The 23348-nt window shown below is 49.2% G+C and carries 24 protein-coding genes; 15 read left to right on the forward strand and 9 right to left on the reverse strand.

All coding sequences use genetic code 11. The annotated features are described in order from the left end of the window. Position 1: 1 nt before the first annotated feature. Genes E3E32_RS07795 through E3E32_RS07820 form a run of 6 tightly spaced genes read right to left on the reverse strand, consistent with a single transcriptional unit; the run spans position 2 to position 8357 of the window. Positions 2-1048: a lysylphosphatidylglycerol synthase transmembrane domain-containing protein gene (locus E3E32_RS07795; RefSeq protein ID WP_167731258.1), complete on the reverse strand. Its 1047-nt coding sequence runs from the start codon at positions 1046-1048 to the stop codon at positions 2-4. A 2-nt stretch (positions 1049-1050) separates the two neighbouring features. Further along, positions 1051-2202 (reverse strand): RsmB/NOP family class I SAM-dependent RNA methyltransferase, encoded by a 1152-nt coding sequence (locus tag E3E32_RS07800; protein WP_167731259.1) that lies wholly within the window; start codon positions 2200-2202, stop codon positions 1051-1053. Positions 2203-2211: 9 nt separating this feature from the next. Beyond that, on the reverse strand, positions 2212-2730 hold the full coding sequence (locus E3E32_RS07805; protein WP_167731595.1) for a DUF3201 domain-containing protein: 519 nt from the start codon (positions 2728-2730) through the stop codon (positions 2212-2214). A 45-nt stretch (positions 2731-2775) separates the two neighbouring features. Further along, entirely contained in the window at positions 2776-3675 is a 900-nt protein-coding gene (locus tag E3E32_RS07810) for an LEA type 2 family protein (protein ID WP_167731260.1), read from the reverse strand. 54 nt (positions 3676-3729) lie between these two features. Next, the gene (locus E3E32_RS07815; protein WP_167731261.1) at positions 3730-6102 is read right to left on the reverse strand and encodes a COG1361 S-layer family protein; all 2373 of its coding nucleotides are present in this window, start codon (positions 6100-6102) and stop codon (positions 3730-3732) included. After that, positions 6099-8357, reverse strand: coding sequence for a hydrophobe/amphiphile efflux-3 (HAE3) family transporter (locus E3E32_RS07820; RefSeq protein WP_167731262.1), 2259 nt, complete (start codon positions 8355-8357; stop codon positions 6099-6101). The genes E3E32_RS07815 and E3E32_RS07820 overlap by 4 nt, the downstream gene beginning before the upstream one ends. A gap of 105 nt (positions 8358-8462) precedes the next feature. On the opposite strand from E3E32_RS07820, the gene E3E32_RS07825 reads away from it, so the two are divergent. The 10 genes from E3E32_RS07825 to E3E32_RS07870 all read left to right on the forward strand — a co-directional run bounded on the left by E3E32_RS07825 (position 8463) and on the right by E3E32_RS07870 (position 17022). Then, positions 8463-8984 (forward strand): GbsR/MarR family transcriptional regulator, encoded by a 522-nt coding sequence (locus tag E3E32_RS07825; RefSeq protein ID WP_012572587.1) that lies wholly within the window; start codon positions 8463-8465, stop codon positions 8982-8984. A gap of 40 nt (positions 8985-9024) precedes the next feature. Then, the gene (locus E3E32_RS07830) at positions 9025-9537 is read left to right on the forward strand and encodes a CDP-2,3-bis-(O-geranylgeranyl)-sn-glycerol synthase (protein ID WP_167731263.1); all 513 of its coding nucleotides are present in this window, start codon (positions 9025-9027) and stop codon (positions 9535-9537) included. A gap of 114 nt (positions 9538-9651) precedes the next feature. Next, positions 9652-12633, forward strand: a complete 2982-nt coding sequence (locus E3E32_RS07835) for a hypothetical protein (RefSeq protein ID WP_206205258.1) — start codon at positions 9652-9654, stop codon at positions 12631-12633. Between the two features lie 3 nt (positions 12634-12636). Beyond that, the gene (locus tag E3E32_RS07840) at positions 12637-13353 is read left to right on the forward strand and encodes a hypothetical protein (RefSeq protein ID WP_167731265.1); all 717 of its coding nucleotides are present in this window, start codon (positions 12637-12639) and stop codon (positions 13351-13353) included. Positions 13354-13419: 66 nt separating this feature from the next. Beyond that, positions 13420-14742, forward strand: a complete 1323-nt coding sequence (locus tag E3E32_RS07845) for a hypothetical protein (RefSeq protein WP_167731266.1) — start codon at positions 13420-13422, stop codon at positions 14740-14742. Positions 14743-14756: 14 nt separating this feature from the next. After that, positions 14757-15191 (forward strand): hypothetical protein, encoded by a 435-nt coding sequence (locus tag E3E32_RS10075; RefSeq protein ID WP_206205259.1) that lies wholly within the window; start codon positions 14757-14759, stop codon positions 15189-15191. Between the two features lie 161 nt (positions 15192-15352). Beyond that, the gene (locus E3E32_RS07855) at positions 15353-15811 is read left to right on the forward strand and encodes a hypothetical protein (protein WP_167731268.1); all 459 of its coding nucleotides are present in this window, start codon (positions 15353-15355) and stop codon (positions 15809-15811) included. After that, complete coding sequence (locus tag E3E32_RS07860) at positions 15808-15945, forward strand: hypothetical protein (protein WP_167731269.1); 138 nt, start codon at positions 15808-15810, stop codon at positions 15943-15945. The genes E3E32_RS07855 and E3E32_RS07860 overlap by 4 nt, the downstream gene beginning before the upstream one ends. A gap of 110 nt (positions 15946-16055) precedes the next feature. Next, positions 16056-16322 (forward strand): ubiquitin-like small modifier protein 1, encoded by a 267-nt coding sequence (locus E3E32_RS07865; RefSeq protein ID WP_167731270.1) that lies wholly within the window; start codon positions 16056-16058, stop codon positions 16320-16322. Between the two features lies 1 nt (position 16323). After that, positions 16324-17022: a ThiF family adenylyltransferase gene (locus tag E3E32_RS07870; RefSeq protein ID WP_167731271.1), complete on the forward strand. Its 699-nt coding sequence runs from the start codon at positions 16324-16326 to the stop codon at positions 17020-17022. Here the strand turns inward: E3E32_RS07870 and E3E32_RS07875 are convergent. Further along, a complete protein-coding gene (locus E3E32_RS07875; protein WP_167731596.1) occupies positions 17015-17887 on the reverse strand; it encodes a hypothetical protein in 873 nt (290 codons plus the stop codon). The genes E3E32_RS07870 and E3E32_RS07875 overlap by 8 nt on opposite strands. Before the next feature lie 99 nt (positions 17888-17986). On the opposite strand from E3E32_RS07875, the gene E3E32_RS07880 reads away from it, so the two are divergent. Both E3E32_RS07880 and E3E32_RS07885 read left to right on the forward strand, forming a co-directional pair. After that, positions 17987-18415, forward strand: a complete 429-nt coding sequence (locus E3E32_RS07880) for a molybdenum cofactor biosynthesis protein MoaE (RefSeq protein ID WP_167731272.1) — start codon at positions 17987-17989, stop codon at positions 18413-18415. Between the two features lie 107 nt (positions 18416-18522). Next, positions 18523-19455, forward strand: coding sequence for an SPASM domain-containing protein (locus E3E32_RS07885; RefSeq protein ID WP_167731273.1), 933 nt, complete (start codon positions 18523-18525; stop codon positions 19453-19455). On the opposite strand, the gene E3E32_RS07890 is transcribed toward E3E32_RS07885, so the two are convergent. Further along, positions 19452-20366, reverse strand: coding sequence for an Lrp/AsnC family transcriptional regulator (locus E3E32_RS07890; RefSeq protein ID WP_167731274.1), 915 nt, complete (start codon positions 20364-20366; stop codon positions 19452-19454). The genes E3E32_RS07885 and E3E32_RS07890 overlap by 4 nt on opposite strands. A 69-nt stretch (positions 20367-20435) precedes the next feature. Here E3E32_RS07890 and E3E32_RS07895 point away from each other — a divergent pair, with 69 nt between their 5' ends. Genes E3E32_RS07895 through E3E32_RS07905 form a run of 3 tightly spaced genes read left to right on the forward strand, consistent with a single transcriptional unit; the run spans position 20436 to position 22029 of the window. Beyond that, entirely contained in the window at positions 20436-20924 is a 489-nt protein-coding gene (locus E3E32_RS07895) for an adenosine-specific kinase (RefSeq protein WP_167731597.1), read from the forward strand. A gap of 42 nt (positions 20925-20966) precedes the next feature. After that, a complete protein-coding gene (locus tag E3E32_RS07900) occupies positions 20967-21521 on the forward strand; it encodes an XTP/dITP diphosphatase (protein ID WP_167731275.1) in 555 nt (184 codons plus the stop codon). A 55-nt stretch (positions 21522-21576) separates the two neighbouring features. Further along, positions 21577-22029 carry an Lrp/AsnC family transcriptional regulator gene (locus E3E32_RS07905; protein ID WP_012572577.1) on the forward strand — a complete coding sequence of 151 codons (453 nt, stop codon included), beginning with the start codon at positions 21577-21579 and terminating at the stop codon, positions 22027-22029. Between the two features lie 375 nt (positions 22030-22404). Here the strand turns inward: E3E32_RS07905 and E3E32_RS07910 are convergent, their stop codons facing one another. After that, positions 22405-23328: a hypothetical protein gene (locus E3E32_RS07910; protein ID WP_167731276.1), complete on the reverse strand. Its 924-nt coding sequence runs from the start codon at positions 23326-23328 to the stop codon at positions 22405-22407. Positions 23329-23348 lie beyond the last annotated feature (20 nt).

Raw genomic sequence — 23348 nt, forward strand, 5'->3', positions numbered from 1 at the left:
GTTACCCCTTCTCCTCTTCATCAGTTAAATTTTTCTTTTTCTTCTCCTCACTGACCTTAATGCCGAAGTGAGTTGTTATGAATCCTCCGAAAACCGTTGGAGCCCAGTAGGATACGACCCTCTCGATGAGTGTTGCCGTTACCGCGAAGTTCTTGTCTATGCCAAGAAGGACATAAACACCTGAATTAATAGCCTCGATGAAGCCTGCTCCGCCTGGAATTATGCTGAGCAGCCCGACAACTATGCCTATCATCTGAACGACCATTACGTCCATCAGTCCAATGGGATAGTTTATGCTCAGAAAGATGAAGTATGCGCGGAGGATGGTCAGAAACCAGAAAACGAAGGAATAAGCCAGGGCCAAAAAGAAGGTCTTCTTATCCTTCAGCAGGAGCCTGAAGCCCTCCTGAAACTTGGGAACGCTGACCTCTATATTGTGAATGAATTTCTCCTCGTACTTCTGTGCTCTTTTGGGCATGATTCTGGAGACCAAGTTGAAGAACCAGTAAAGTATCTTTTTCGTCCTCCTCTCGTTGAGGAGTATGACGAGGGTTATGACGATGAGGAGGGCAAGGAGGAAGTCGAGTATGAGGAGCATTATCGTTAGGGATCTCGAACCGAGAAGGTAAACATAGATGGTGGAGGCCATAAGCATTATCACCACGGGAATGAGGTCGAGTATCCTGTCTGCCATGACTGTGGCAAAGACCGGACCGTAGGCTCCGTTGGAGCGTTTAGAGAGGTAATACATTCTAATGGGCTCGCCACCGCCTCTCGCTCCCGGCGTAACGTTGTTTACAAAGATGCCGACGAATATTGCCCCAAGGATGGCCTTGAAGGGTGCGTTTATGTCGAGGCTCTTAAGAAGTACACGCCAGCGAAGGGCCCAGATGAAAACTCCAGCTATATAAGCGAGAACGGCGAGCAGGAAGTAGTCCAATCTGGCCTTTTTTAAAACGTCCAATACCTCCTCTACCCCTACCCATCCAATGAGGAGGGCAATTATGAGCAGTCCGAGGGTGAGGAATGCTATTTTTTTCCAGTCCATTCTCACACCTTCCTGAGCTTCGCTATGAAGAAGCCCTGAGTTAGATGTCTGTTCGGATAAAACCTCTGCACTCCGTCGAGGCCTATGCCGTGGGAGCCTATGAATAGGCTCTGCTCCTCGAGCTTTAAACCTTTGCTCAGCATGTACTTAACGTTCGCCTCGTTTTCCTCATAGCTGAGCGTGCATGTAGAGTAAACCAGAACGCCACCCTTCCTGAGGGATTTGATTGCCGCGTTGATGAAGTGTCTCTGGTAGCGCGCCGTCGCCTCGATGTCCTTTGGCGTCCTGCTCTCCCAGAGCTTTGGCCTAATTCCCAAGGCTGTACAGGGAGCATCGAGGAGTATCTTATCGGCCTCTATTCCGAGCTCGGGCAGCTTCCTTGAGTCCATGTGGATCAGTTTGACATTTTTGACCCCGAGCCTCTTGAGCTCCTTCTCCATTTTCCTCAGCCGGTTCTTTGATTTGTCGATGGCTATTATCTCACCCCTGTTCTGCATGAGCTGGGCGATGTGGCTCGTTTTTCCTCCTGGAGCGGCCGCCATGTCGATTATCAGCTCCTCCTCGCTCGGCTCTAAAATCCTCGCAACGACCATTGAAGGCAGGCTCTGGGCGTAGAAGAGCCCCTCCTTAAAGCTCTCCAGTTCGCTCAGGCTGGGAAGCCTGAACTTGGGCAGGGTGACCTCTACCGCTATACCCCTCGTCGAGACGATCATCTCTTTGGCGCTCATCCTCGCTATTCCAATTCCAACGAGGAGGCCCCGTGGATCGCGAATCTCGACCTCGTCGCCGGGCTTGATTTTCTTGTCCGCCTGGAGGACACCGGGTGCGTAGAGCATTGCCCCCTGATAGACGCTCTCGCTGGCGAACTTGTTTGCCCTTACAACGTGAAGGCCGGGCTCATAGTCATCAGGGAAGTTTGGGCCTTCGCGCTCGAAGTAGATGCCCTCCTCCAGATAGGGACTCCTCTTTGGTTTCAGACCTTCCTTTCGGAGAATTCTCATCAGCTTTGAGCGGCTCGTCTTGAGTGTGTTAACGCGGATGTAGTACTTCTCAACCGGCGTCCTGAGGGAGGCCATTATCTCCTCGGCCTCTTCGCCAAAGAGCCGCCTGTAGTACTCCTTCAGCTCCGCTGGAAAGGCCTCCTCGTAGCTCATCCAGACACCTCAGAGATCGAAGATTTCAAAGCGCTTCCCGATATCAATGAGCCTCTCAATGCCCTCCCTGAGGGTCTCCACGCTCTCGAAGTTGGCCTCGAACTGGAAAATCTTCTCATCGCTTTTCTCTATGCGCGCCATTATCTCGCTCGGAGAAATCCTCCCGTCGCACCTCCAGTTGTATACGTCGCTCAGAAAGTCCTCCGCCCCGTAGATGAAGCTCCTCGGGAAGAGCTCCACGAAGAGGCCAACGAAGTTCTCGCTTATCCTTTCCTTTGGAACCGCGACCACGAAGTAGTAAGCCTCTGGTGTTGCCCCAACTTCTATCTGGGGCTTTATCTCGAAGGCCGGGTGTGGGTACTTCATGAGCCTCCATTCGCCGTCGAGGAAGATGTAAGCGCCAAAGACCTCCTCCACGTCCTCCACTTTGAAGCCCTTCTTGGGAAGCTCGGCCTTAAGTTCCTCGTTGAGCCTGAAAATGCTCTCCCACATCTCGTTGAGAAACTCATGAACCTCTCTCACGTTCATTTCTCCCACCAGAAAGGAAAAAGATGGAGGGCTTAAAAACTTTGGTTACCTCACGAGCCCCTCCAGCATCCTGTTGAGGTCTCCCATTATGTCCGTCCGGACGGTCTCATCTACCGTCGCCAGCTCCATCTTGAACTCCTTACCAAGCACCGTGACGTCGAGGTATATCTCCGCTTTCACGTAGCTAGTCTCGTTGTTCTTTATGTGCCTAACCCAGGCCTCTGGAAGGGCGTTTGTGTCTATGAACGTTTCAACATCAACTGTTCCGTAGCCCTTCGCCGGAAGGACGACGCTCTCGACTATTGTGCCTTCACCTATCTTGATCCCGTTCACGTAGAGAGTGTAGCTGACTCCGGTGATCGGGAGGGGGAAGGGATTGGGGTTGTAGAGCTGTAGGTGGTTAATTATTACCGCCTTGTTCCCTCGCACTCCAGCCCACTCTGTCTCTGTCTCGACGAGGGCGGGAGTTTTGGCTATGCCAAGGTCCCTGCTCTTGGCTTTTACATCGAGATAGCTCAGTATATCCTCGTTTACCTCTTCGCTGATGCTTCCCTCCACCGGCACCACTCCGAGGAGCTTGCCTTTGAGGTGGATGGTGAAGGCGCCTCTTTGCCCGTTGTTCAAGTAGTTTATCATGGCCTTCACGAGGTTTCTGTTGTCTATGGATATCGCGAGCGTCATGTCTTTTTTAGTTGCCCCGTAATCGAACCTCTCCACCCTTGCCACAGGGACATCAGCGAACTCGAGGCTAACGTTCTCTATGGATGCCGGAACGAGCAGAGGCTTGTTGAGGTGGGCGTTTATCCAGATCTCTGTGGTGCTTTCGTCCACGTAGCCCCACTGGGCGTTGATACTGGGCTGAAGCGTGAGGATGGCATAGCCGACGTAACTGCCCCACAGTATGAACGCGAGGAGTACTGCTAAGACCGCTATTTTCCAGTTCATTTCTCTCACCTTCCTATTTGTTATCTGTGGGGCGTTTAAATGTTTCCTATTTTCTCAGCTGGCCCTTCTTCTGTGGATGTAGATTACCACGATCACCACCAGTACTCCCACAACCACGGCGAGGTTCCTCAGATTGGTTGAGGTCTTGATGTTCTCCTTCACCGTTACATCTACGGTCCTTTCGAAGACGTAGACGTTGTCGTCGCCCTGGTTGGGGTCTCCGACGGCCCTTATCCTGAGCTGAATCTTGTAGTCTTTGGGTATGGCATCGCGGTCTATCCTGAGGATTATTACACCCTCGCCAGTAGCTCCAGGTGCCAGATCACCAATGTAGTCTGTCCTCTTGTCGAGGGTGAAGGGCTGGTCGGCCTTAACCACACCTTCGATGAGCACGCTCGTGGCCTTCTCTCCGCCCGTGTTCTTCAGGGTGATGTAAACCTTGACTCTCTCTCCCTGGAGGGGCTCGGGTTCAAACCTGATGTCAACGACCTCTATATTCGGCTTGGCGCCTATGATGATTGGAACCTTCAGTGTGATGTTCTTCTGTACCCCAAGGCTGTTGGTGTACATAATTAGGAGCGGTATCTCGTAGGTTCCGGAGCTCGCGTTCTCTGCAACGTTGACCCTGAAAGATGTCTGGGCCGAGTCGCCCTTGTTTAGGCTTCCCAGACCTATGACCTGCTGGCTCGTTTCGCTGAGCTCAAACGGCCAGACCGGCTGGGGCTTTATTATGACTGTCCTTGCGGTTCCGGTTCCGACGTTGTCTATCTGAATATTTACCTCCACGTTGTCGGTTCCCGGCAAAATCTTGCTCGGCGAGGTGGAGACCTTTGAGAGGATCAGCTCGGCCCTTCCTGTGACGTCTATTCCCACCAGCCTCTCATCGGTTATTTCCTTCTCGTCCGGCTCGCTGAGATACTTGAGCTCTATCCTGAGAGGGTATATGCCGTTCTCGAGCCTGTCGTTGGCCTTAATCCTGAACTCCAGCGTCGTGCTCTGTCCCGGTTGGAGCTCGGCCACATACTTTACGTTGTCCTCGCCGATGGGCAGGAATGCGTCAATGTTCTGCTTCGCCAGCTCGCGCATTATCTGGTTGAGCGACGTCTGAAGGTTCTCGCTTAGAGCCTCGCTCCCCTGGATTGGCAACTGTGAAAGGGCTGAGAGGTCAACGTTTTTGATTTCCCCTTGGACCGGGACCTGGTAGGAGGTTATCTTCAAGCTGAGGGCCTTGATGGGCTCGGCTCCGGTGTTTTCCACCGTAAACCTCACTGTGAAGGTATCCCCGGGGCTTATCTCCCCTGGAATCGTCTCGACCTTCGTTATCTCGACGAAGCCCTCCCTGCTCTTTTTGACGGTAAGGGCGACGAAGTTGTAGCTCTGAAGCATTTTCATGTTAGCCCCCAGGCCCGTAAAGTAAACCACCCCAACGTAGAGCGGATAGGTGCCGACGTCGGCGTTGGGGTTTATCTTTATCCTGAACGTCAGTGTTGTGTTCTCCTTGCCGTCGAGATACTCTATGTACTGGATCGCGCTTCCCTCGGGGTAGAATGCACTCTGGGATAATCCGCTCTGACTCAGTGCCATCGATACCGCGCTCGCTATGGAGGAGCTGTCGTTGAAGCTCACCGGCGCTGGTGAAACGAAGACGTTCAGATAGCGAACCTTCAGCGCTCCTTCGTTCCTCAGGTGGACTTTTATCGTGACTGTATCGCCTGGCTGGACAGTTTCTGGCATTTCAACGCTTGAAATCACCACTCCCGGGGCGGTTGCTGCTCTCCACTCGGGTGGCCCGCTGATGCTTATCTTTATCCCGTTCGGATATACTTCGAGGACGGTCACGTAAACTGTCTGATCATCCACATCAACTTCTACCGTTTCTCCCTCCCGCACGGGAGTTATGTCTGGATACGTTATGGGCATTAAGATGTCTTCCTTGTTTATCCCGAGCTCTGGGTGCTCCTCGATGGTTTTCACGACCGCGTCGGCTATCTCCTTCGGCGATGCCGTGTTGAGCCACTGGTAGAAGCCGAAGGCGTTGGCCATCAGGCATGCGTTGAACGCTGTAGTGTCGTTGACGTACTGGGAACACGAGCTTACATCGTAGCCCTGAGTTTCGGCAAGGGCCAGCAGGAACTCTGGGTCGAGGAGGAGCCTCTGGATCTTCTCGGGGTCGGGTACGTATATCGTCTTATACTCGGCGTTGAGTATCTTTCCATCCTTCATTATCACTAGGAAGGCGTAGTACTCGCCGTTCCCATAGTCCTTCTGTGTATCTGTCAGCGAGATTATGAGCGGCCCAACCAGTGTGGCCTCGCCCCTGCTCAAGTAGCCCTCGAAAAGCGGGCTTCCCGTCGAGGCGCTCACCGCACTTCCGAGCAGACCCGTGATGAGCATCAATCCGAGCAGGACAACCTTTATCTTTTTCATTCCACATCACCCCCAATTTTCTTTCCGTAGAAGACCTGCAGCAGTGCAGGCGTTACAAGGTAAGCGGCAAACATAGAGGCAAATATTCCGAACGCGAGTGTCAATCCAAAGTCGTGTATCGTCGGCAGCTCTCCGGCCAGGAGCGCCAGAAATCCTCCGGCAGTCGTCAGGGCGCCGGCAAGTATGCCCGGGCCCACGCTTTCGACAGAAGTGACTATCGGGCGCGGGTTCCCTTCGTTCACCTCCTCAAGGAAGCGGTGGGTTAAGTGCATCCCGTAATCGACGCCCAAGCCGACTATCATCGAGATAACACCAGCCAGTGTCTGGGTGAAAGGAATGCCAGCGAGACCCATGAAGCCGACCGTCCAGAGAGCACCGAGGAACATCGGCGTTATCATCGCCAGGGAGACCTTTGGGCGCCTGAAGAGGAGCAGGACTATTAGAACGACGAAAACCGTTCCATACATGGAGATGCGGTTTATTTCCTCGTTTGTGAGCTGGTCGAGGACGTAGTTGAGGTAGATGTCACCCGTCAGGGAGAGGCTCACTCCTGGTGGGAAGGCGGCGTTCTGGACTTCTTCTTCAAAATAGCGTATTATCCTCCTGAAGTCGTCTATACTCGAGCCGCTGAAGTCCCCGGTGAATTTGATTATCGTCATGGAGTAGTCCGATGAAACGAGCTGAGCTCCCTGGTAGTCCTTCAGAGCTTCCTTTATCTTCTCCCTGTCGTCGGGGATGTAACCGTACTTCTGAACAACGATGTCGGCTATACTCTCGGAGTCAAAGACGTTGTTGTAGTAGGTGTCTGCCTTTATCTGGTTCTCGAAGCGGTAGATGCTCCTTACTACGGTGGGATCCCTCACGTCATCCGCTTTTACGAGAACATAGAGTTCATCCTGGCCTCCAAAATCGCTGCGTATGTCAAGCAAAGCTTCTATCTCGGGCATTCCCTTGGGAACGAACTTCTCAAGCCTGACCTCGGTAGTTACCTGTGTCATACCGTAGCCAAAGATGAGCGTTATCAGAAAGACTGCACCGAGAAACGCAAAGGGCTTCCTCCTCACGGCCTCGCCCAGGGAGCGGAAGGCTTTCCCAACGAAGCCTGAATGGGAGCGTATCTCCGGAACCTCGTAGTGCCCCTTGAGCTTCTTCATGACGTCTTCCTCAAGGATTATCACAGAGGGTGTTATCACGACCGCGTTCAGTGCCGCCAGACTCAGTCCTAGGATCAAGGTCGTCGCCAGGTTGTGGAGCATCGGAAGGCTCGAGAGGTACATGGCAGCAAAGCCGGCAACGGTCGTCAGCGCCGCTCCGAGCAGGGCCTTTCCCGTCTCGGCTATGGCCTCCTCAGCGGCCTCCTCGATTGTCCTTCCCCTTTTGCGCTCCTCGTAATAGCGGTTCGTTACGTGGATTCCGTAGTCTATGCCCATTCCTATGAGCATCGCACCTATGGTGGTCGTCGCAAGGTCGAGGGGAATGCCGAGGAGCCCCATTGCACCCAGGGTCATGGCTACACCAAAAACGAGCGGCGTTAGGGGTATCAGCGCCTTGACCGGCGAGCGGTAGAAGTAGAGGAGCAGGGCGAGAACGATTATGAACGATATCGCCATGGTCTTGTTGAGGTCGCTCTGGAGGAGTTCCAGTATGCGGTAGGTTATGCCTATGTTGCCTGTCTGGATAACCTCGACGTTCTTCGGGAACTTCACGTCGTTTATGTCCTCATGAATCCCCTCATAGACTCTGACGAGGGTTTTGGAGTTCTTCTCCCTGCTTATGGTCACCACTATCATCGTCGTCGTGTAATCCCTGCTCACGAGCTGATTCCTCGTTTCCGGTGGGAGCACGTCAAGGACGAACTTTGCCTCTTCCTCATTTTCCGGGAGCCTGCCAAGAACCTGCATGTAGATGTCGGCGATACTTATAGTGTCCGTGACGTACTCCCTCTGGAGGAGCCTCTGTTCGAGTTCATAAATGGCTTGAATTACCTGGGGATCCCTCACGTCGTAAACTCCACCCGGCTCGATGGAGCTCACTTTGACCACTATGATGGTGCTGTCGCCGCTCTGGAACTCATTCTGAAGTGTGGTATAGTCATCTATGGCAGGGTGTCCTTCGGGAAGCATGCTTCTCAGGTCGCTCTCAAAGCGGAGGTTCTGAATTCCGTAGATGGAAACCACTAACAGGAATATCGCTATTAGGGCAAAAGCGACCCTGTACCTCACGATTATCCTAGCGGTACTGCGCAGCGCTTCCATTATTTTCCCTCCGAACTTTCGGAAATTTCCGAAAGTTTTAAATATGTGAAGCCTTAAAAACCTTTTCCCGAGATTACTATTATCACTGGAATCGAGGTGCTGGGCATGGGAATCGAGGAAGCCCGTCGAATAGTTATGGAACACTTCGCAAACGCCGCGAGAAGATTCGGCTTTAGTGAGCTTTATGGCTACATCTACGGTGCTCTCTTCCTGGCTAAGGAACCAATGAGCCTGAGTGAAATAGCCGAGAGGACGGGCTATTCGCTCTCTCACGTGAGTACTGCCCTGAAGTCTATGGAGAGCCTCGGCTTGGTGGTTAGAATCAAGAAGCCTGGCGATAAGAAGGCCTACTACAAAGCGACAAAGCTCCTCAAGGACTGGAGACAGGCTGCCTACTACAGCAGGATTCTTGAAGACATTCAGCAGATGAAGGAGAACCTCATGCGTGCTTTGGAGGAGCTTGAAGGTGAGACCGGCCCCGAGGCGGAGTTCATCAGGGAAAGCATCGAGTTAGCCATGAAGAGGAACGATCTTGCCGAAAGGATACTCCGCTTTCTCATGAACCACGACGATAAGGAGGTTCTTGAGAGGCTCCTTAAGTGCCTTGAGGGCGAAGAGAAGCGGTAGCTTTAAAACCAGCTGTTGGTAGTCAAATTGGGGTGGAGGAATGTCGCTGTCGTCGCTGCTGTGGGCATTCTGGTATATTCTTCCCGCTTACTTCGCCAATGCATCGCCCGTCCTGGTCGGTGGTGGAAGGCCGATAGACGGCGGCAGGTACTGGAAAGACGGGCGGAGGGTCTTTGGGGATGGTAAAACCTGGCGCGGCTTAATCGGAGGAGTTGCAATTGGAACTGCAGTTGGCGCTCTCCAGTACTTCATTACCCCTGAGTTCTACGGTTCACTTGAGAAGGCCCTTCTTCTTGCGTTCCTGCTGTCATTTGGTGCCCTTTTTGGCGATTTGGTCGGGAGCTTCTTCAAGAGGAGGATAGATCTTCCGCGTGGCTCTCCGGCGATAGGTCTCGACCAGCTCGGCTTCCTGATTTCAGCGCTGGCCTTTGCTTATCCAGTCAAAACACTCGATTCTGGCCAGATAATCTTCCTCCTCGTCGTTTCGCCCTTCGTTCACTGGGGGGCCAACTACTTCGCCTACAAAATGGGCTGGAAGAGCGTGCCGTGGTGATGAGTGCTCTTTCAGATTTTTCCGTTTTTTGCATACTTATCCTAGTGGTGTATAAAATTTGGACAGAAAATATTTTTAAACTTCAACTGGTTTTAGTATCTCGGTGAAGTGCCTATGAGGAAGGCGTTAGGATTGTGGTTAATAATAATGATTTTTGGTATGACAGTAAGTACTGGAATGTCAAGTAATTACGTGGTAGCGGTAACGACCGGCGATCCCTATGAGGCATTCTGGGACATCCTGAACAAGGAGGCAGAGCTCGTGGTTGGCGTTGAAAACGGCAACCTCAGTCTTGTATCAGATCTGATCCAGAACTCTCGCCTTGGCGCTGAGAACGCGGCCAATATTTCGGCCTTAATCTGGCAGGCCTTGGAAGAGCTGGAAGCCTCCGGGATCAAAACTTATTACACCGCTGAAGAACTCCAGGAGATGGCTCAGAACATTAGCGAAAACGGTCTGCCACAGGAGACTGTTGATGCTCTTAAGGAGCAGGGCTGGACTGACGAGCAGATTCAGGCCCTGGAGGAATACATTGTCCAGAACGGGGCAAACATTACAGAGGACTTTAACATGACGGCTTTCCTCAAGGACTTTTCAGTGGCATTCGTTGAAGTAGGCTTTAAGTACAATCATTATGAGGCCTGGGCATTGGAGAAATGGAAGTGGAGTCAGCCTGCTGAGGCTCCGACAGCGAACAATGGAGAATTGATAAACCCTGTTTTGGCAGATTCATGGGCTCAATTTTATCATGCGTACGCTGTGAGTGATTACGTGAGAATGGAAGAATTTATTAAGTCCTTAAGAGATTCCACGTATAATTTCTTGACGTATCAGAAGAGATTTGTTAGTTTAACCTTCTTGTGCAATAGGAGTGTAATCACGAAGACTGGAACACTGGATCATGTTAACTGGAGTGATAATGGTTCAATGGTGTTTACCACGCTAGTCACTTCTCCGACTGATGGGGGATTTATACTTAACACCACAACTTACTATTGGCCAAGTGCATTGCAAGCTTATGAGTTGATATCCAACATAATGACTCTCGTAAAGGCCAGGAATTATGGTAATAACAATTCGGAGGTTCAGTGGATTCTTAATCAAAAAGTTTCAGAATTGAGAAATGCACTTAAGGTAATTATCGTGAGTACGGGCACTTCAACTGTATATGTCTCGGATGAGCCCGTTTATCCAATAGAACCAATAGACCCTATATATCCAATAGAACCAGAATTGCCAGTACTGCTCGTTTCAACGACCTCTCCGGAAGAGTCCTCAACACCGGAACTTTCCGAGAGTACAACCTCCATAACTCCTGCTGACGAGATTACACTACTGGCGCTTGATCCCAACAACGAGGAAGGACGTCTGGTGGTTGACAGTGTTGACGTGGAAGTGGTTGAGGTAACCTTGGATTACGTCACATACAAGGTTGTAGTTTATCTCCATGTTGAGGATAACGCAGTCTCAAACGTAAATGCAGAGTTTCAGGGAACTGAGTTGAGTGACTCTCAATATGTGGGCTTCTTGTATCCTGATGATAGCCTTGTAGTGGAAAGTACCGTTAGTGGAAAGGTGTATGGTAGCGGTCAAGTGACGGTGAGCGGAACTGTTAAGATAACGTACACTCCCAGTTCTGGCCCAACACCGAATAGTGTGGAGCTGGCAAGTGAAGAGCGTGAAATAACCAAGAGTTACTCAAAGACGATAACGCTGGAGGATGACGTTGATCCCAGTAAGATTTATGTAAGCATTGCGACTTATGATGAGAATGGTGACGGAACAGTCACGGCGGACGAAGACGTTACTTTCAAGGTTGTAGTGAGGAATGAGAACAGCAATGCTGATGTTTCAGGAGTCTGCTGGATTAACGTGGTTTATCCGATAAGCAGCAATGAGAGGGGTAATCGGACTTTCAGCGTTAGCGTTAATGCTCCCGCGGGCGGTAGTGACGTTGAGACTTTTGGTAGTGTGCATTATGCCTGGTCCGGAACCTTCATGTACACTGGAAAATGCAGTTTAGATCAGTACACAAAAAGCTTTGACGGTTACGTGACGGTGGTAACTGACACTTCACCAATGAATCCTAGTAACTCCCTATTTAGTGTCGAGCTAATAGCATATCCGACTGAGCTTGAGGGTGGTGGAGAAGTGTATTTGCAAGTAAAGGCTTGGAATTACGATGGTTCGTTGATTCCTGTTATGGGATACATTGAGATTGATGGGGACAGGAGAAGCATTGATGCAAAGATTCCAGCAGATGAAAGTGGAGATTCCCTATTAACGTTCACTTACAACGTCATTGGAGTCGGCAATCACACGTTTAAACTCTTCTTAGACAACCAAGATGGAGAACCAAACGGGATAGGAGAAGAACACTGGAGCGAAGTGACAGTGGAAGTGAAAACTGGTGACCAACTTAAACAGGTAACGTCGGAGTGTGATCCACTGTACTTCAAGTATAATATGGGAAACTATGAGGCGACCCTCACTTGTCGATTGACGATTTACAATGGATACGACTATGATTTAAAAGTGACAGGAGACATCGTTTCGGATATTGATGTTTCGATATTAAACAAGTATCTGCAACTTCAGGCAGGGAGCTCTTCACCAGTGGTTAGCTACATTGATCCCACCACAATACCAACGGGAGGCTACTCCACCATAACGTCTATCGCACACTTCAAAATATCAAAACCTGACATCCTTGTTATTGGCGACATATTCCCTTATTGGGAAGATGCATGGAATGATATTCAGGTGGAGGGAATTTATGGGGCGATGGTTCCAGTAGAGATAATCCACGACGTGCCTTTTGATAAACTCGGGATTCAGCGCTTTACTCTTCAGAGCAGTGTTTACATAGAAGTAGATCACATAGCAGTAGTTGCAGACTTAGCCACCGATGCATACTTAACGTACAAACTTGGATCAAAAGTTATGCCTGTTGCTAACATTAAGTTTATCAAAGATGCCCTCACTAGGCTTCCACCAGAAGTTAGGGAAAAGATAAATCCAATTATTGAACAGATAAGCATCAATTGGCTTGCTAATTGGATAAAGGAAAGGGCTATAACTTGGTGGAGGGGATGATGGATGTCAGAAAGGGTGTCCCTTAAGGGGATATGGAAGTCCCTCTTTTTATTTATTCTTTCACAGTTAGGAATTGCAATTCTCTTGCATCATGAAGGTGCTCCTCCAACCAAAGTTCTGGGATTGTTGACAGTGCCTGTAATTCTAATCCTGTTTTTCTTAGCATACGTGGGGGATGATCCCAAGTTTGCCGGATTTTTCTTTTATTGGCTAGGTTTCTTGATGGCCGTCAGCATAAAGGCATCACTTCCTGTTAGGATACTTATTTTTGTTGGTTTGCCGGCATTCTGGTTTTTTGTGTATTTGGATTTAAAGAACGTACGCTGGACTTTGCTCTTGGAGAGGGTTTTCAATATAGGCAAAGTTGTTCCCCTGCTTCTTGCGATGATAGCCATCGTAAGCCTTGTGGGGATTAATTACAAACTGTTCATCATCTCAGAGGCATCCGTGTCTAGGGTTTTCATCATTATCTGTGAAGCAATAGCATTTGTAGTCCTTTACAAATTAGCTAACTCACAAAATGAGGCCACTAAGAAGAAAATCATCAAACTCACACCATGGGTTTATATATTCCTGTACGTCCAATTAGTTCCGACTACAGTGGACCTTTGGATAGGCCTTTTACTGCCGATTGTCGGTTCCATTGCATGGGCATTTCTCTTGGCACTTATGTTGATGCATTCACCAAAATTTAAGATCCTCAAAGTTAGCAGTAATTAGGATGAAAATATTGTCTTTCTGACATTTTATTTTCTATTTCAAAATAATTACTGAGGTGATTAAGAAATGATGAGGTTTCCTGTTTGCCCTGTAGTTTGGCCTGGTACGGCTCGTCTTGGGGATTCCGTTGGATTTGATGTGGATTTGGTGAATACGTATTCTGTGGATAAGTCTGTGAGGGTTAAATTAGAAATTGATGGAATTGTTGTTGATGTTGTTGAGACTACAATTAGTGCCGGACACTCTGCGGGAGTACTACTCCACTGGAATGTTCCGGATGACTTTTCAGTGGGCGAACATACTGTGAAAATACAGGCCTGGTCAAGAGACATAAACTCTGATGAAGACGCTCCCTGGAACCCAGAAGACAGCGAAACTGGGCCAATTAACGTTGAGCGTCCAAAGGATTTACTCTTCGGCAAACTTGTGCCGAATGTTGATGACATTGTGGTTCAGGGTACCGTGGTTCACTTTGACGTGATTGTGGAGAACAAGAATGTCTCTCCAGCTTATAACGTGCCTATTAGGGTTCTTTACACTTACCAGGATCCAAATGGTGAGTTCAGCGACTCCAAGGGGATATTCGAACGCAAACCTCGTCAGATTGACGGACTTGGCACTAACATTACTTGGTTTGAAATTACCTTGACCAACCCAGGAAAACACTACTTCACGCTTTACGTTAACGGCGAAATAGAGGATGAAAAGATTATAACGGTAATCTCGAACAGTAGCGTGGTGGCGTGGATGACTTGTAGTCCGGAGTTCGTCAGCGAGGACGTGGATTCAGTGTCGTGTCGTATTGAAGTGGAGAACTTAGACAGTATGCCAGTAGACATCTGGATAACGGACATTTACTTTGCCGGGGGCAAGATATACGACCGTACTGAAGGCGATAATCTAATAGCCTCAAATCCAGAAAGCTTGACGTTAAACCCAGACTATTCAGAAATGTTCACTTTCACAATCCCCATTAACGGTGAACTTCAGAAGAGAGTGCCAGTAGACTTAAGCGACATAAACTTGGGAACACCAATAGCAATCCAGGCCTACTTAAACCAACTAAAAGAACCAGTAACGTACGTGATAGAAATGAATCCCCGGCCTGTTACTGCAGGGGACGTGGCAGAAGCTATGTATTCTGGGGCAAAATGGGTAAAAGACGAAATCGTCGGAACATTCACAGACGTAAGGAGCATCGCGGGAGGAGCTGGGGCTACCAAAGGTCTCGTAAAGTTTCTGGCAAAGAGGGGGATTGAAATTTCCAGTGAAAGTGCAGGAATGATCTTTGGAGCATTTGCTCTGTACGTAAAACTCTGGATATATGTCTTAGAGAATCCAATACCCGGGGATGATCCAGGAGATAATAATCTAATAATAGGAGATTAACGGGGGGATGATGATTGGATCCACTTGCAGAGCTTTTCCTGCTTTATCTTCTCCTAAATTCTGTTTTTATTTTAGGTCTCCTTATAGGCAATATTGCCGGTTTTCCTAAGAATCGTGAGAATTCAGTAAATCCTGTTCTGTCTGCAGTAACTAGCATGGTTCTCTTCCTAACGGTGGGATTGATAAATCTGTACTTGGGGCTGATTGTTTTTTTAGTGTACGTATTTACTTGCGAGAGGTACGAAGATAGAGTATTCGCCAAACTCCTAACTCCATCAAGAAGCACTATGTACATTCTCTGCCTACAGGTGTTGTCCTCCATTGAAACGTACCTGGTTACCAGGGATACAAGTTTGATGGCTATTGTAGGAATATTTCATCTGATCTACATTGCTCTAGTGTTACATTCATTCAGAGTCCCAACATTAGAGGAATGGGCTACCAACTAAGCAGGCAAAGAGCGTGGTGAAAATGACCCTAGGGAGTTAATCGGACTTCAAGTACCCTCAGAATTTGCAATTTGGCTTTATGAGCTAAAAGTCGGACTCTTTGATCCTATACCTCCAAACGACCCTGGTGATAACAATTTGATAATAAGTGATTCCGGGTGATGCCAATGGATCTGGTGGATGTATTTCTTGTTTACTTTGTCCTCAACTTTATGTTTATTGTTGTACTAGCCTATAAGATTATGGTGGTCGAGATACCTAAGGGCTGGAGGAATTGGAGTGTGCCCATACTTTCCATAGCGACTGCCATGACTATTTTGCTGGTTCTTGGCTTGGTATATGAAACCGTTGGATACATTTGGACATTTGTTTTTATACTGCTGGTGGGGAAAAGAAAGCAGGAAGTCGGCGAAAGGCTGTTTGGCAAAATCTCAAAAAGTCCAGCATGGTCTGTGGTTTATCTGATCTGTTTATCCCTGCTTTCGTTTGCAATGGTTTACTGGAAGCTTGATTCAGCAAATGCTGGAATTCCATTGGGTGTGGTTTATCTCGTCTACTCAGTTCTAGCACTTTACTCTTACAAAACGCAAAAATCAACGTTATCCAACCCGGACCGGTGAAGCCGACGATGACATGCCCTGCAGTTGTTGGTCTAGGTGGCTCAGCTCAGTGTACTATACATTTCAAGCTGGAAGAGCAGACGGCATTAACGCTTAACTTGGAGAGACTTGAATTTGGTGGTAAGATGATATGATCTTATCCATCCAGTAAGGGACATCTTAATGTCCAAGGAGTTGGAACTTTGGTTCCTTGTCCAGCAACCCTTTTTAACTTCCATTTCCCAACTCCTTCGGTGGTGTAAAGATGAAGGTAAAGGTCAGGTACTTTGCCCGCTTCCGCTCTCTCGTTGGCACTGGTGAGGAGGAGCTGGAGGTTCCGGATGGGATAAAGGTTAGAGAGCTCATCGATATCATCAAAGAAAGGCACCCGGTCCTCAAAAACGAGGTCTTCGCGGAGGATGACGATTTGGCCGACGTCAACGTTTCTCGGAACGGGCGCTATGTGAGCTTCGACGAGGTTTTGAAGGACGGTGACACGATAGCGCTGTTCCCCCCGGTAAGTGGTGGTTGATATGCTGAGCGAGAGGGAACTGGAGCGCTACGACAGGCAGATCATGATTTTCGGAAAGGAAGGTCAGGAGAAGCTCAAGAACTCCAAGGTGGCCGTGGTGGGAGTAGGCGGTCTTGGAAGTCCGGTCGCCTACTACCTTGCTGCTGCTGGAATAGGGACACTCCTCCTCATAGACGAACAGACGCCGGAGCTCAGCAACCTCAACAGGCAGATACTCCACTGGGAGGAGGATTTAGATAAGAACCCCAAACCGCTCTCCGCCAAATGGAAGCTGGAACGCTTCAACTCTGACATAAAAATCGAGACCTTCGTGGGACGTCTAAGTGAGGAGAACATCGATGATGTTCTCGAAGGCGTTGACATAATCGTTGACTGCCTCGACAACTTCGAGACGCGCTTCCTTCTCGATGACTATGCGCAGAGGAAGAAAATCCCCCTCGTCCATGGCGCGGTCGAAGGAACCTACGGTCAGGTGACGACGATAGTTCCGGGCTTCACCAAAAGCCTGCGCGAAATCTTTCCAAACGTAGGGAGAAAGAAGGAGAAGTTCCCTATTTTAGGAGCTACCGCGGGGGTCATCGGCACGCTTCAGGCAATGGAGGTCGTTAAGCTGCTCACCGGTATCGGCGAGCCGCTCCTGAACAAGCTTCTCATAGTCGATCTGGCCTTCAATACATTCGATGTCGTGGAGCTCAAGTAGAGGGCCCCTCCACGCTTTTCTTTTCGTTGATGCTCTTTATCTCGATGACCTCGTTCCAGGATCCCTCCTGGGTTATCGTCATGGTGCCGAGCGTTGGGTCGTCTATCACTGTCTTGGAACTAACGGTGTAGCTTATCTTTCCGCCAACGAGCTCTCCGTCCTTGAAGTAGAGTTCCAAAATGCCGTTGTCAACGCTTATCTCCGTGTCTGGAGTGGTTGCGAAGTACATCCTTGCCAGTAGCTCGAGATCGGAGCTTCTGAGGTAGTACATGAGCGTTAGAACGTTACCCTCCTCGCGTTCGTCGGGGTCTCTGGTTAGATACTTCCTGGCGAGGCTCACGAGATTGTATTCCCAGAGGAATTCACTGGTGGTACTATCGTCCGTCTTTATCCATCCGGCAATCGTCCGGATGTAGGTCACGTTGCCCACAATTACCTGTGAGAAGTTGGTGGAAGCCCCATCCGGCATGCTGACGGTGGTGGAATTTATCCACGCGCTCCACGATTCAAAGTCCATGTAACCTTCCTCGACTATGCTGAGGTTCACGTGGTCTTTCTGGGTGATCCCTTCCTGCTCCACTGTTACTACCATTGAAATCGTGGCGTTGCTCACGTAGGTAAACTGCTTTATCTCTGAGACTGCCTGTAGGAGCTCAGGAATGTCATACCTTCCCGGGGTCTCCGTTGAGGTTGGGGTTTCAGTGGGGGTGGTGGTCGTAGGGGTACTTGTGGTTGTTGGGCTCAACGTCTGGGTTTCAGATGGAAGGGACTCGCTCGATGTCGTGGTTGAGCCACTGGAGGATATGCAACCCGCCATGAGTCCAGTGAGCAAAATGAGGATGAGCACAAGCGCGTATTTTCTCATTCCCTTCACCGACAACTCCTGAGCTTGAAACCACTTAAACCTTTTTATTAGCCCGACAGATTTAATTGGGTGAAGCTTTAAGTTCCATGGGGGATGGATATGAAGGTTAAGATTACTAAAGAACCCTTCGATCTCAATGAGGCGTTGAGTTATCTTCTCGTTCCAGAGGCCGGTGGCTACGTTTTCTTCTTGGGGAAGGTCAGGAACGAAAACCATGGCAGAAAAGTCAGAAAACTCATCTACGAGGCCTATGAAGAGATGGCCATTGAGGAGATGGAGAGGATACGGAGGGAAGCCCTTGAAAAGTTTCCCATACTGGACATCCTGATATGGCACCGCTACGGCGAGCTCAGTGTGGGCGAGGACACGATACTCATTATTGCCAGTGGCAAGCACAGGAAGGAGGCATTTGAGGCCTGTATGTGGGCAATCGACGAGGTCAAGAGGCGCGTCCCGGTTTGGAAACGGGAGGTAACTGATGAGGGTATCTTCTGGATTGAGGGGGATAAGCTGGTACCCGACAAATGAACATCTATGTTCTCTCCATTTTTTGCGAACTACTATTGGTGGTATGCAAAATCGGAATAGAAAAAGTATATATACAATTTTGTCCCATTCTCGGTCGGTGGGCATCAATGGAGAAGGTTGTATACAGTGTCGCTAATTCAGTTGATGTCGGAACGTCCACAAACATTGTCTCCGTTGGAAAGCCGCCATGGAGCAGCCAGTCCCACAGCGGAAGGCTGGAGAGACTCATCCTCCAGCTCGGCGCTGGAAGTGGGAGGTTCTCCGAGATTACAGGTATCCCCCGTTCGATAGGCTGCATCGGTAACAACTCATTTCTACTCCGGCGGGAACCCCTCAGCCCCGAGAGGGTGAGGGAAATAATAAAGGATTTCATAGATATCGGTGGAAGGGAGCTCTGGCTCACAAACTACGATCGTGTCGAATACCTCACCAGCATCGCTGCATATGCCGTTGAGATAGGCGTCCCCGAGGTGTACGCCGTCGTTAAGCTCGAGGACCTTGGATCAGTCCATCCGGTTGAGGGAGTTCGTTTCATCGCCGAGCTCGAATACTCTGAAGAGAACATTCAGAAGCTTGAGGCTCAGGGCTGGCTCCACGGAGCTCTTGTAATGGCCACCGCAAAGCAGTACGATGAACTCAAGGGCCTCAAGATCAGCTTCTCCGGGGAAATCTACGTTGATATACTCTACCCGGGCTCGGCCAGGAAGCTCGACTTTAACGTCATAGAGATGAAGAGGGTTCTTAATCAGAGCGCCGAGATGTATCATGACTGCCTTGCAGGAACCCTTGCAATAACCGCCGAGGGGTACGCCCTTCCGTGCCCGCTCCTCAGGAATTACATCGTGGCTGACGTTAAGGAGGTCGGACTGAGGAAGGCCCTCAGGAAGAAGCGCCTCAAGGAGTTCTGGAAGATGACGAAGGATAAGATAGAGGCCTGCAGCACCTGTCCCTTCAAGTACATCTGCCACGACTGCAGGGCTCTGGAATATCAGGCGACCGGGGAGATAAAGGGGATCGAGTACTGCCAGATGGGGTTTTAGAAGTCCAGTATAGAGTGGTACCCATCCCCATCTTTTTTAACCATGCCGGAAAACCTTCTGTTGTATTTCATGTCGTTCAACTCCTTGAAAGTGTCGAAGTACTCTATGAGGAGCTTGTCCACGTAGTTGCTGAACTCGAGTATCTTGCTTCCCAGATCTTCCTTTGACGAGAAGAACCACTCAAGAAGATAGCCGTAGGATGGCAGCACGCCCACGGTTATTTCGTACTCTCTGAAGCGCTCCAGCACTTCCTCGTTCAGACTCTTTGTGAGCCCTATGACACCTCTGTCATGGATATTCATATCGATCATGGGGTCAAAATCAACGAGAATACCTTCCTCTTTGAGCCTGTTTATCATAAACTTGACCGTTGGCCTGGTCTTTCCAAGTCTTCTGGCTATTTCAGTTATCGGGGTTCTGGCGTCTACCTTGAGAATGTCCATGAGAACGGCGTAGTCGTAGTTGAGGGTCCATCTCCCAAAGTTGTCGTCTCCGCTGTATGGATAGGCTCTAACTTCGTAGTATTCATAGTCTTGGGAGTATCTGGAGATAAGGTCGTCTATCTTATCGGTTTGATCTGCCGGGACGTATATAATCAGCGACAGTCCATTCTTAAAGCCAAAGGCGGGATTTATGTAGCCTATAAATGGATTTGTCGCCATTCTGTTAGCTACTTCCATAAGCTCATCTGGGGGCACGCTCAGAAATGCGACGAAACTCTTCAGTCCAATGAGTCTTAGATTGTACAAGGCGCTTACGGTTAGATACTTCCCGTAGTACTTGTCGTATAGCCTTTTGAGCCTGTAGTAGTCTATGCCCTCGCTCTCGGCTATCTTCTTCAGGCTGTCTGTTGGATGCCTATTAAGGATTTCAACCAGGAACTCGAGCTCTTCCATCACAGGCTCGACCATTCTACCTCACCGATTTATACCTAGGAAAAAGTTAAATCGTTTTGATATTAAATTCTTCCGGTGATGACCATGGTGAAGATAGAGGTTGTGGATATCGAGAAGCCGGAGGGCGTTGAGGTAATAATTGGACAGGGCAACTTCTCCATATTCACGGTTGATGACCTTGCAAAGACGCTTCTCACAACTGTCCCGGGTATAAAGTTTGGTGTGGCCATGAATGAAGCAAAACCCCAGCTTACGCGCTTCACCGGCAACGATGAGGAGCTTGAGAAGCTTGCCGCCAAGAACGCAGTGAAGATAGGAGCCGGCCACGTCTTTGTGATTCTCATGAAGAATGCCTTCCCGATAAACGTCCTCAACGCCGTCAAGAACCACCCTGCCGTTGCCATGGTCTACGGTGCCAGCGAGAACCCGTTCCAGGTTATCGTTGCCGAGACCGATCTTGGAAGGTCTGTACTTGGCGTCGTTGACGGCAAAGCGGCAAACAAGATAGAGACCAAAGAACAGAAAGCTGAGAGGCGTGAACTCGTCGAGAAGATTGGTTACAAAATAGACTGAAAGTTTTTTATCGTCTTTTCTTCCCTATCCTCCGGTGGTTATATGAGGCTGGCGTTCATCACTTCTAACCTGGGGAAGGTTGAGGAAGCGCGAAAGTACTTTGAACCCTTGGGCGTTGAAGTTTATCAGCTCAAAGTTGAGTATCCAGAGATACAGGCAGATACGCTCGAAGAAGTTGCCCTCTTCGGCTTGGAGTGGCTGAGCAGGAAAATCGATGAACCGTTTTTCCTCGACGATTCTGGTCTCTTCGTTGAAGCTCTGAAGGGATTCCCTGGTGTTTACTCTGCCCACGTCTACAAGACCCTCGGCGTTGACGGCCTTCTGAAGCTCATGGAGGGCGTTGAGAACAGGAAGGCGTACTTCAAGAGTGTCATCGCTTACTGGGATGGCGAAGCTCACATCTTTACCGGTATTGTGGAAGGTGAGATAATCCACGAGAAGCGCGGAAACATGGGCTTCGGCTTCGACCCGGTATTCAAGCCTTCGGGTTTCGACAGAACTTTTGCCGAAATGACAACCACCGAAAAGAACAAAATATCACACCGAGGTCAGGCTCTTAAAGCTTTTTCAGAGTGGCTAAAGGAAAACCTTAAATAAGCTCATCCTCCCAAAAATTATGATTGCAGTTGTACAAGTGACGAAGGGGGTCGCGATGGTAACTTCACTCGATGCCACTGATATGAAGCTGTTGAAGGAACTTAAGGAAAACGCCAGGGAGAACATAGCCTCGCTCAGTAAGAAGCTGGGCATCCCGAGGACCACCGTCCACTACCGCATCAAAAAGCTCGTTGAGGAGGGCGTGATCGAGAAGTTCACGGTTAAGCCAAACTACAAGAAGCTCAACCTTGGTACTACCGCTTTCATACTTGCCAGATACGAGCCAGATTCCGGCCTGAGCCAGCGGGAGGTCGCTGAAAGAATAGCCGCCCTCGAAGGGGTTTACGAGGTCCACATCATAGCAGGCGAGTGGGATCTCCTCATAAAGGTGCGCGCCCCCTCATCGGAGGAGGTTGGCAAGATAGTCGTTGATAGGCTCAGAGAAATCAAGGGCGTCGGCCAGACTGTAACTATGGTGTCGTTCGTCACCGTGAAGGAGGAGCTGTAAAGCTTTGGGGCGATGATTGGCGTTCTCCTTTCTGATTTTATGATGATGCGAGGAAGGATGAGCCCGCGAATTATAAGTTAAAGGAATTAGAGAGTGTCTTCAGCTACTGTTTTCTCTGTTTTATTGCCTCTCCGATTATGGCCAGTCCTACAAATGATGCTGTCCGCAGGTTTTGTTTTCTGGTTTCTGGGGTGGTTATGATTATATTCCACTCTGTTGTTCCATTTAACCAGTATTCCGGACGGGGGAATTTAACGGTTCTGGCTCCTTGTGAATGCATTTTGAAATAGACAAGACTTACGGTGATAATAAAGACAGAGAAGGGCGATTTTTGGACTCTTGGGAATCATGTGTTGTTTCACCTCCACCTTGACATTAGCTCTGAGTTCCATAACATTTGGCTGTTGATAGATTACCGATTCTAACCGTACACTCCTTGATATTGAGTCCCGGCCCACTCAGTCTTGTGAGCCTGAAACCCTTGATGGTTTCTGATGTTATCACGTATTTCTCTATTCCACTGCGGTGCCAGCCTTCTCTTATCTTTTCAAACGTGGCAATAACGCTGCTGTTGAGCTTGAACGCTGTTAATCCGGGAGGAATACCCGCCTTGGTTGATACCTTTACCCCTCCTGGATAGTTGACTATAATCGTGCCGTTGGGAAGTCTATACAAAACTGCTCTTATCGGAATCAGGATTCCCTCATCAATGGAAGTGTGCTTTGTATCCCAAACTATGACCTCCATAACTGTAAGGTTCTCCGTTAGTTTGGGAGAGCCGATATCGGCAGCTTCATGCCATTCCCCTAGGAACAGGATTGCATGAGTAGTGTTGGGAACTCCCTGGAGCCTCTCTGGAAGGACTTTGAATGAAGAATAATCCATGGGAGTCCCCTTGGATATTTCCAGCACATCCCATTTTTTAGTCGTGTTTGTGACGTAAACAGTTAACAGCAGGAGCTCCTTTTTTGAGGGGGAATAGAATGTGAATAGGTGGAGGTGTGAACGGCCGTTGTTGAATTTGGATTCCTGAACTATCTCTAATGGTGGCTTGTAGAGCTGTCCATCGGTGGGTTCCCATTTCCCCGTGGGAGGCTCTATAATTTCTGCTTCGATTAGAACGGCATCAGCACTCCAGTTCTCTGCGCATGGCTTTGCAAATAATAAGTATGCATCATAGGGAGAAAGTTCTTGGGGAACACCTGAGGGCCTGTTATCTTGGGGTGAAACTATAAGCATTAGTGCTAAAATTACAAAAACAAAAAAGAACAAATATTGTATTAGTGACCTTTTTGGCATTGTGGTCACCACTAGTTTGG

Origin of the sequence: Thermococcus sp. GR6 (genome assembly GCF_012027415.1) — an archaeon.
GTDB lineage: Archaea > Methanobacteriota_B > Thermococci > Thermococcales > Thermococcaceae > Thermococcus > Thermococcus onnurineus.

Excerpts from the sequence above, each read along its gene's own strand:
- E3E32_RS07875 (WP_167731596.1), bottom strand. The coding sequence starts at position 17,887 with ATGAGAAAATACGCGCTTGTGCTCATCCTCATTTTGCTCACTGGACTC.
- E3E32_RS07895 (WP_167731597.1), top strand. The coding sequence starts at position 20,436 with ATGGTGAAGATAGAGGTTGTGGATATCGAGAAGCCGGAGGGCGTTGAG.
- E3E32_RS07805 (WP_167731595.1), bottom strand. The coding sequence starts at position 2,730 with ATGAACGTGAGAGAGGTTCATGAGTTTCTCAACGAGATGTGGGAGAGC.
- E3E32_RS07910 (WP_167731276.1), bottom strand. The coding sequence starts at position 23,328 with ATGCCAAAAAGGTCACTAATACAATATTTGTTCTTTTTTGTTTTTGTA.
- E3E32_RS07820 (WP_167731262.1), bottom strand. The coding sequence starts at position 8,357 with ATGGAAGCGCTGCGCAGTACCGCTAGGATAATCGTGAGGTACAGGGTC.
- E3E32_RS07810 (WP_167731260.1), bottom strand. The coding sequence starts at position 3,675 with ATGAACTGGAAAATAGCGGTCTTAGCAGTACTCCTCGCGTTCATACTG.
- E3E32_RS07855 (WP_167731268.1), top strand. The coding sequence starts at position 15,353 with ATGCCAATGGATCTGGTGGATGTATTTCTTGTTTACTTTGTCCTCAAC.
- E3E32_RS07825 (WP_012572587.1), top strand. The coding sequence starts at position 8,463 with ATGGGAATCGAGGAAGCCCGTCGAATAGTTATGGAACACTTCGCAAAC.
- E3E32_RS07835 (WP_206205258.1), top strand. The coding sequence starts at position 9,652 with ATGAGGAAGGCGTTAGGATTGTGGTTAATAATAATGATTTTTGGTATG.
- E3E32_RS07890 (WP_167731274.1), bottom strand. The coding sequence starts at position 20,366 with ATGGTCGAGCCTGTGATGGAAGAGCTCGAGTTCCTGGTTGAAATCCTT.
- E3E32_RS07800 (WP_167731259.1), bottom strand. The coding sequence starts at position 2,202 with ATGAGCTACGAGGAGGCCTTTCCAGCGGAGCTGAAGGAGTACTACAGG.
- E3E32_RS07870 (WP_167731271.1), top strand. The coding sequence starts at position 16,324 with ATGCTGAGCGAGAGGGAACTGGAGCGCTACGACAGGCAGATCATGATT.
- E3E32_RS07865 (WP_167731270.1), top strand. The coding sequence starts at position 16,056 with ATGAAGGTAAAGGTCAGGTACTTTGCCCGCTTCCGCTCTCTCGTTGGC.
- E3E32_RS07880 (WP_167731272.1), top strand. The coding sequence starts at position 17,987 with ATGAAGGTTAAGATTACTAAAGAACCCTTCGATCTCAATGAGGCGTTG.
- E3E32_RS07900 (WP_167731275.1), top strand. The coding sequence starts at position 20,967 with ATGAGGCTGGCGTTCATCACTTCTAACCTGGGGAAGGTTGAGGAAGCG.
- E3E32_RS07885 (WP_167731273.1), top strand. The coding sequence starts at position 18,523 with ATGGAGAAGGTTGTATACAGTGTCGCTAATTCAGTTGATGTCGGAACG.
- E3E32_RS07845 (WP_167731266.1), top strand. The coding sequence starts at position 13,420 with ATGATGAGGTTTCCTGTTTGCCCTGTAGTTTGGCCTGGTACGGCTCGT.
- E3E32_RS07840 (WP_167731265.1), top strand. The coding sequence starts at position 12,637 with ATGTCAGAAAGGGTGTCCCTTAAGGGGATATGGAAGTCCCTCTTTTTA.
- E3E32_RS07815 (WP_167731261.1), bottom strand. The coding sequence starts at position 6,102 with ATGAAAAAGATAAAGGTTGTCCTGCTCGGATTGATGCTCATCACGGGT.
- E3E32_RS07830 (WP_167731263.1), top strand. The coding sequence starts at position 9,025 with ATGTCGCTGTCGTCGCTGCTGTGGGCATTCTGGTATATTCTTCCCGCT.
- E3E32_RS07905 (WP_012572577.1), top strand. The coding sequence starts at position 21,577 with ATGGTAACTTCACTCGATGCCACTGATATGAAGCTGTTGAAGGAACTT.
- E3E32_RS07795 (WP_167731258.1), bottom strand. The coding sequence starts at position 1,048 with ATGGACTGGAAAAAAATAGCATTCCTCACCCTCGGACTGCTCATAATT.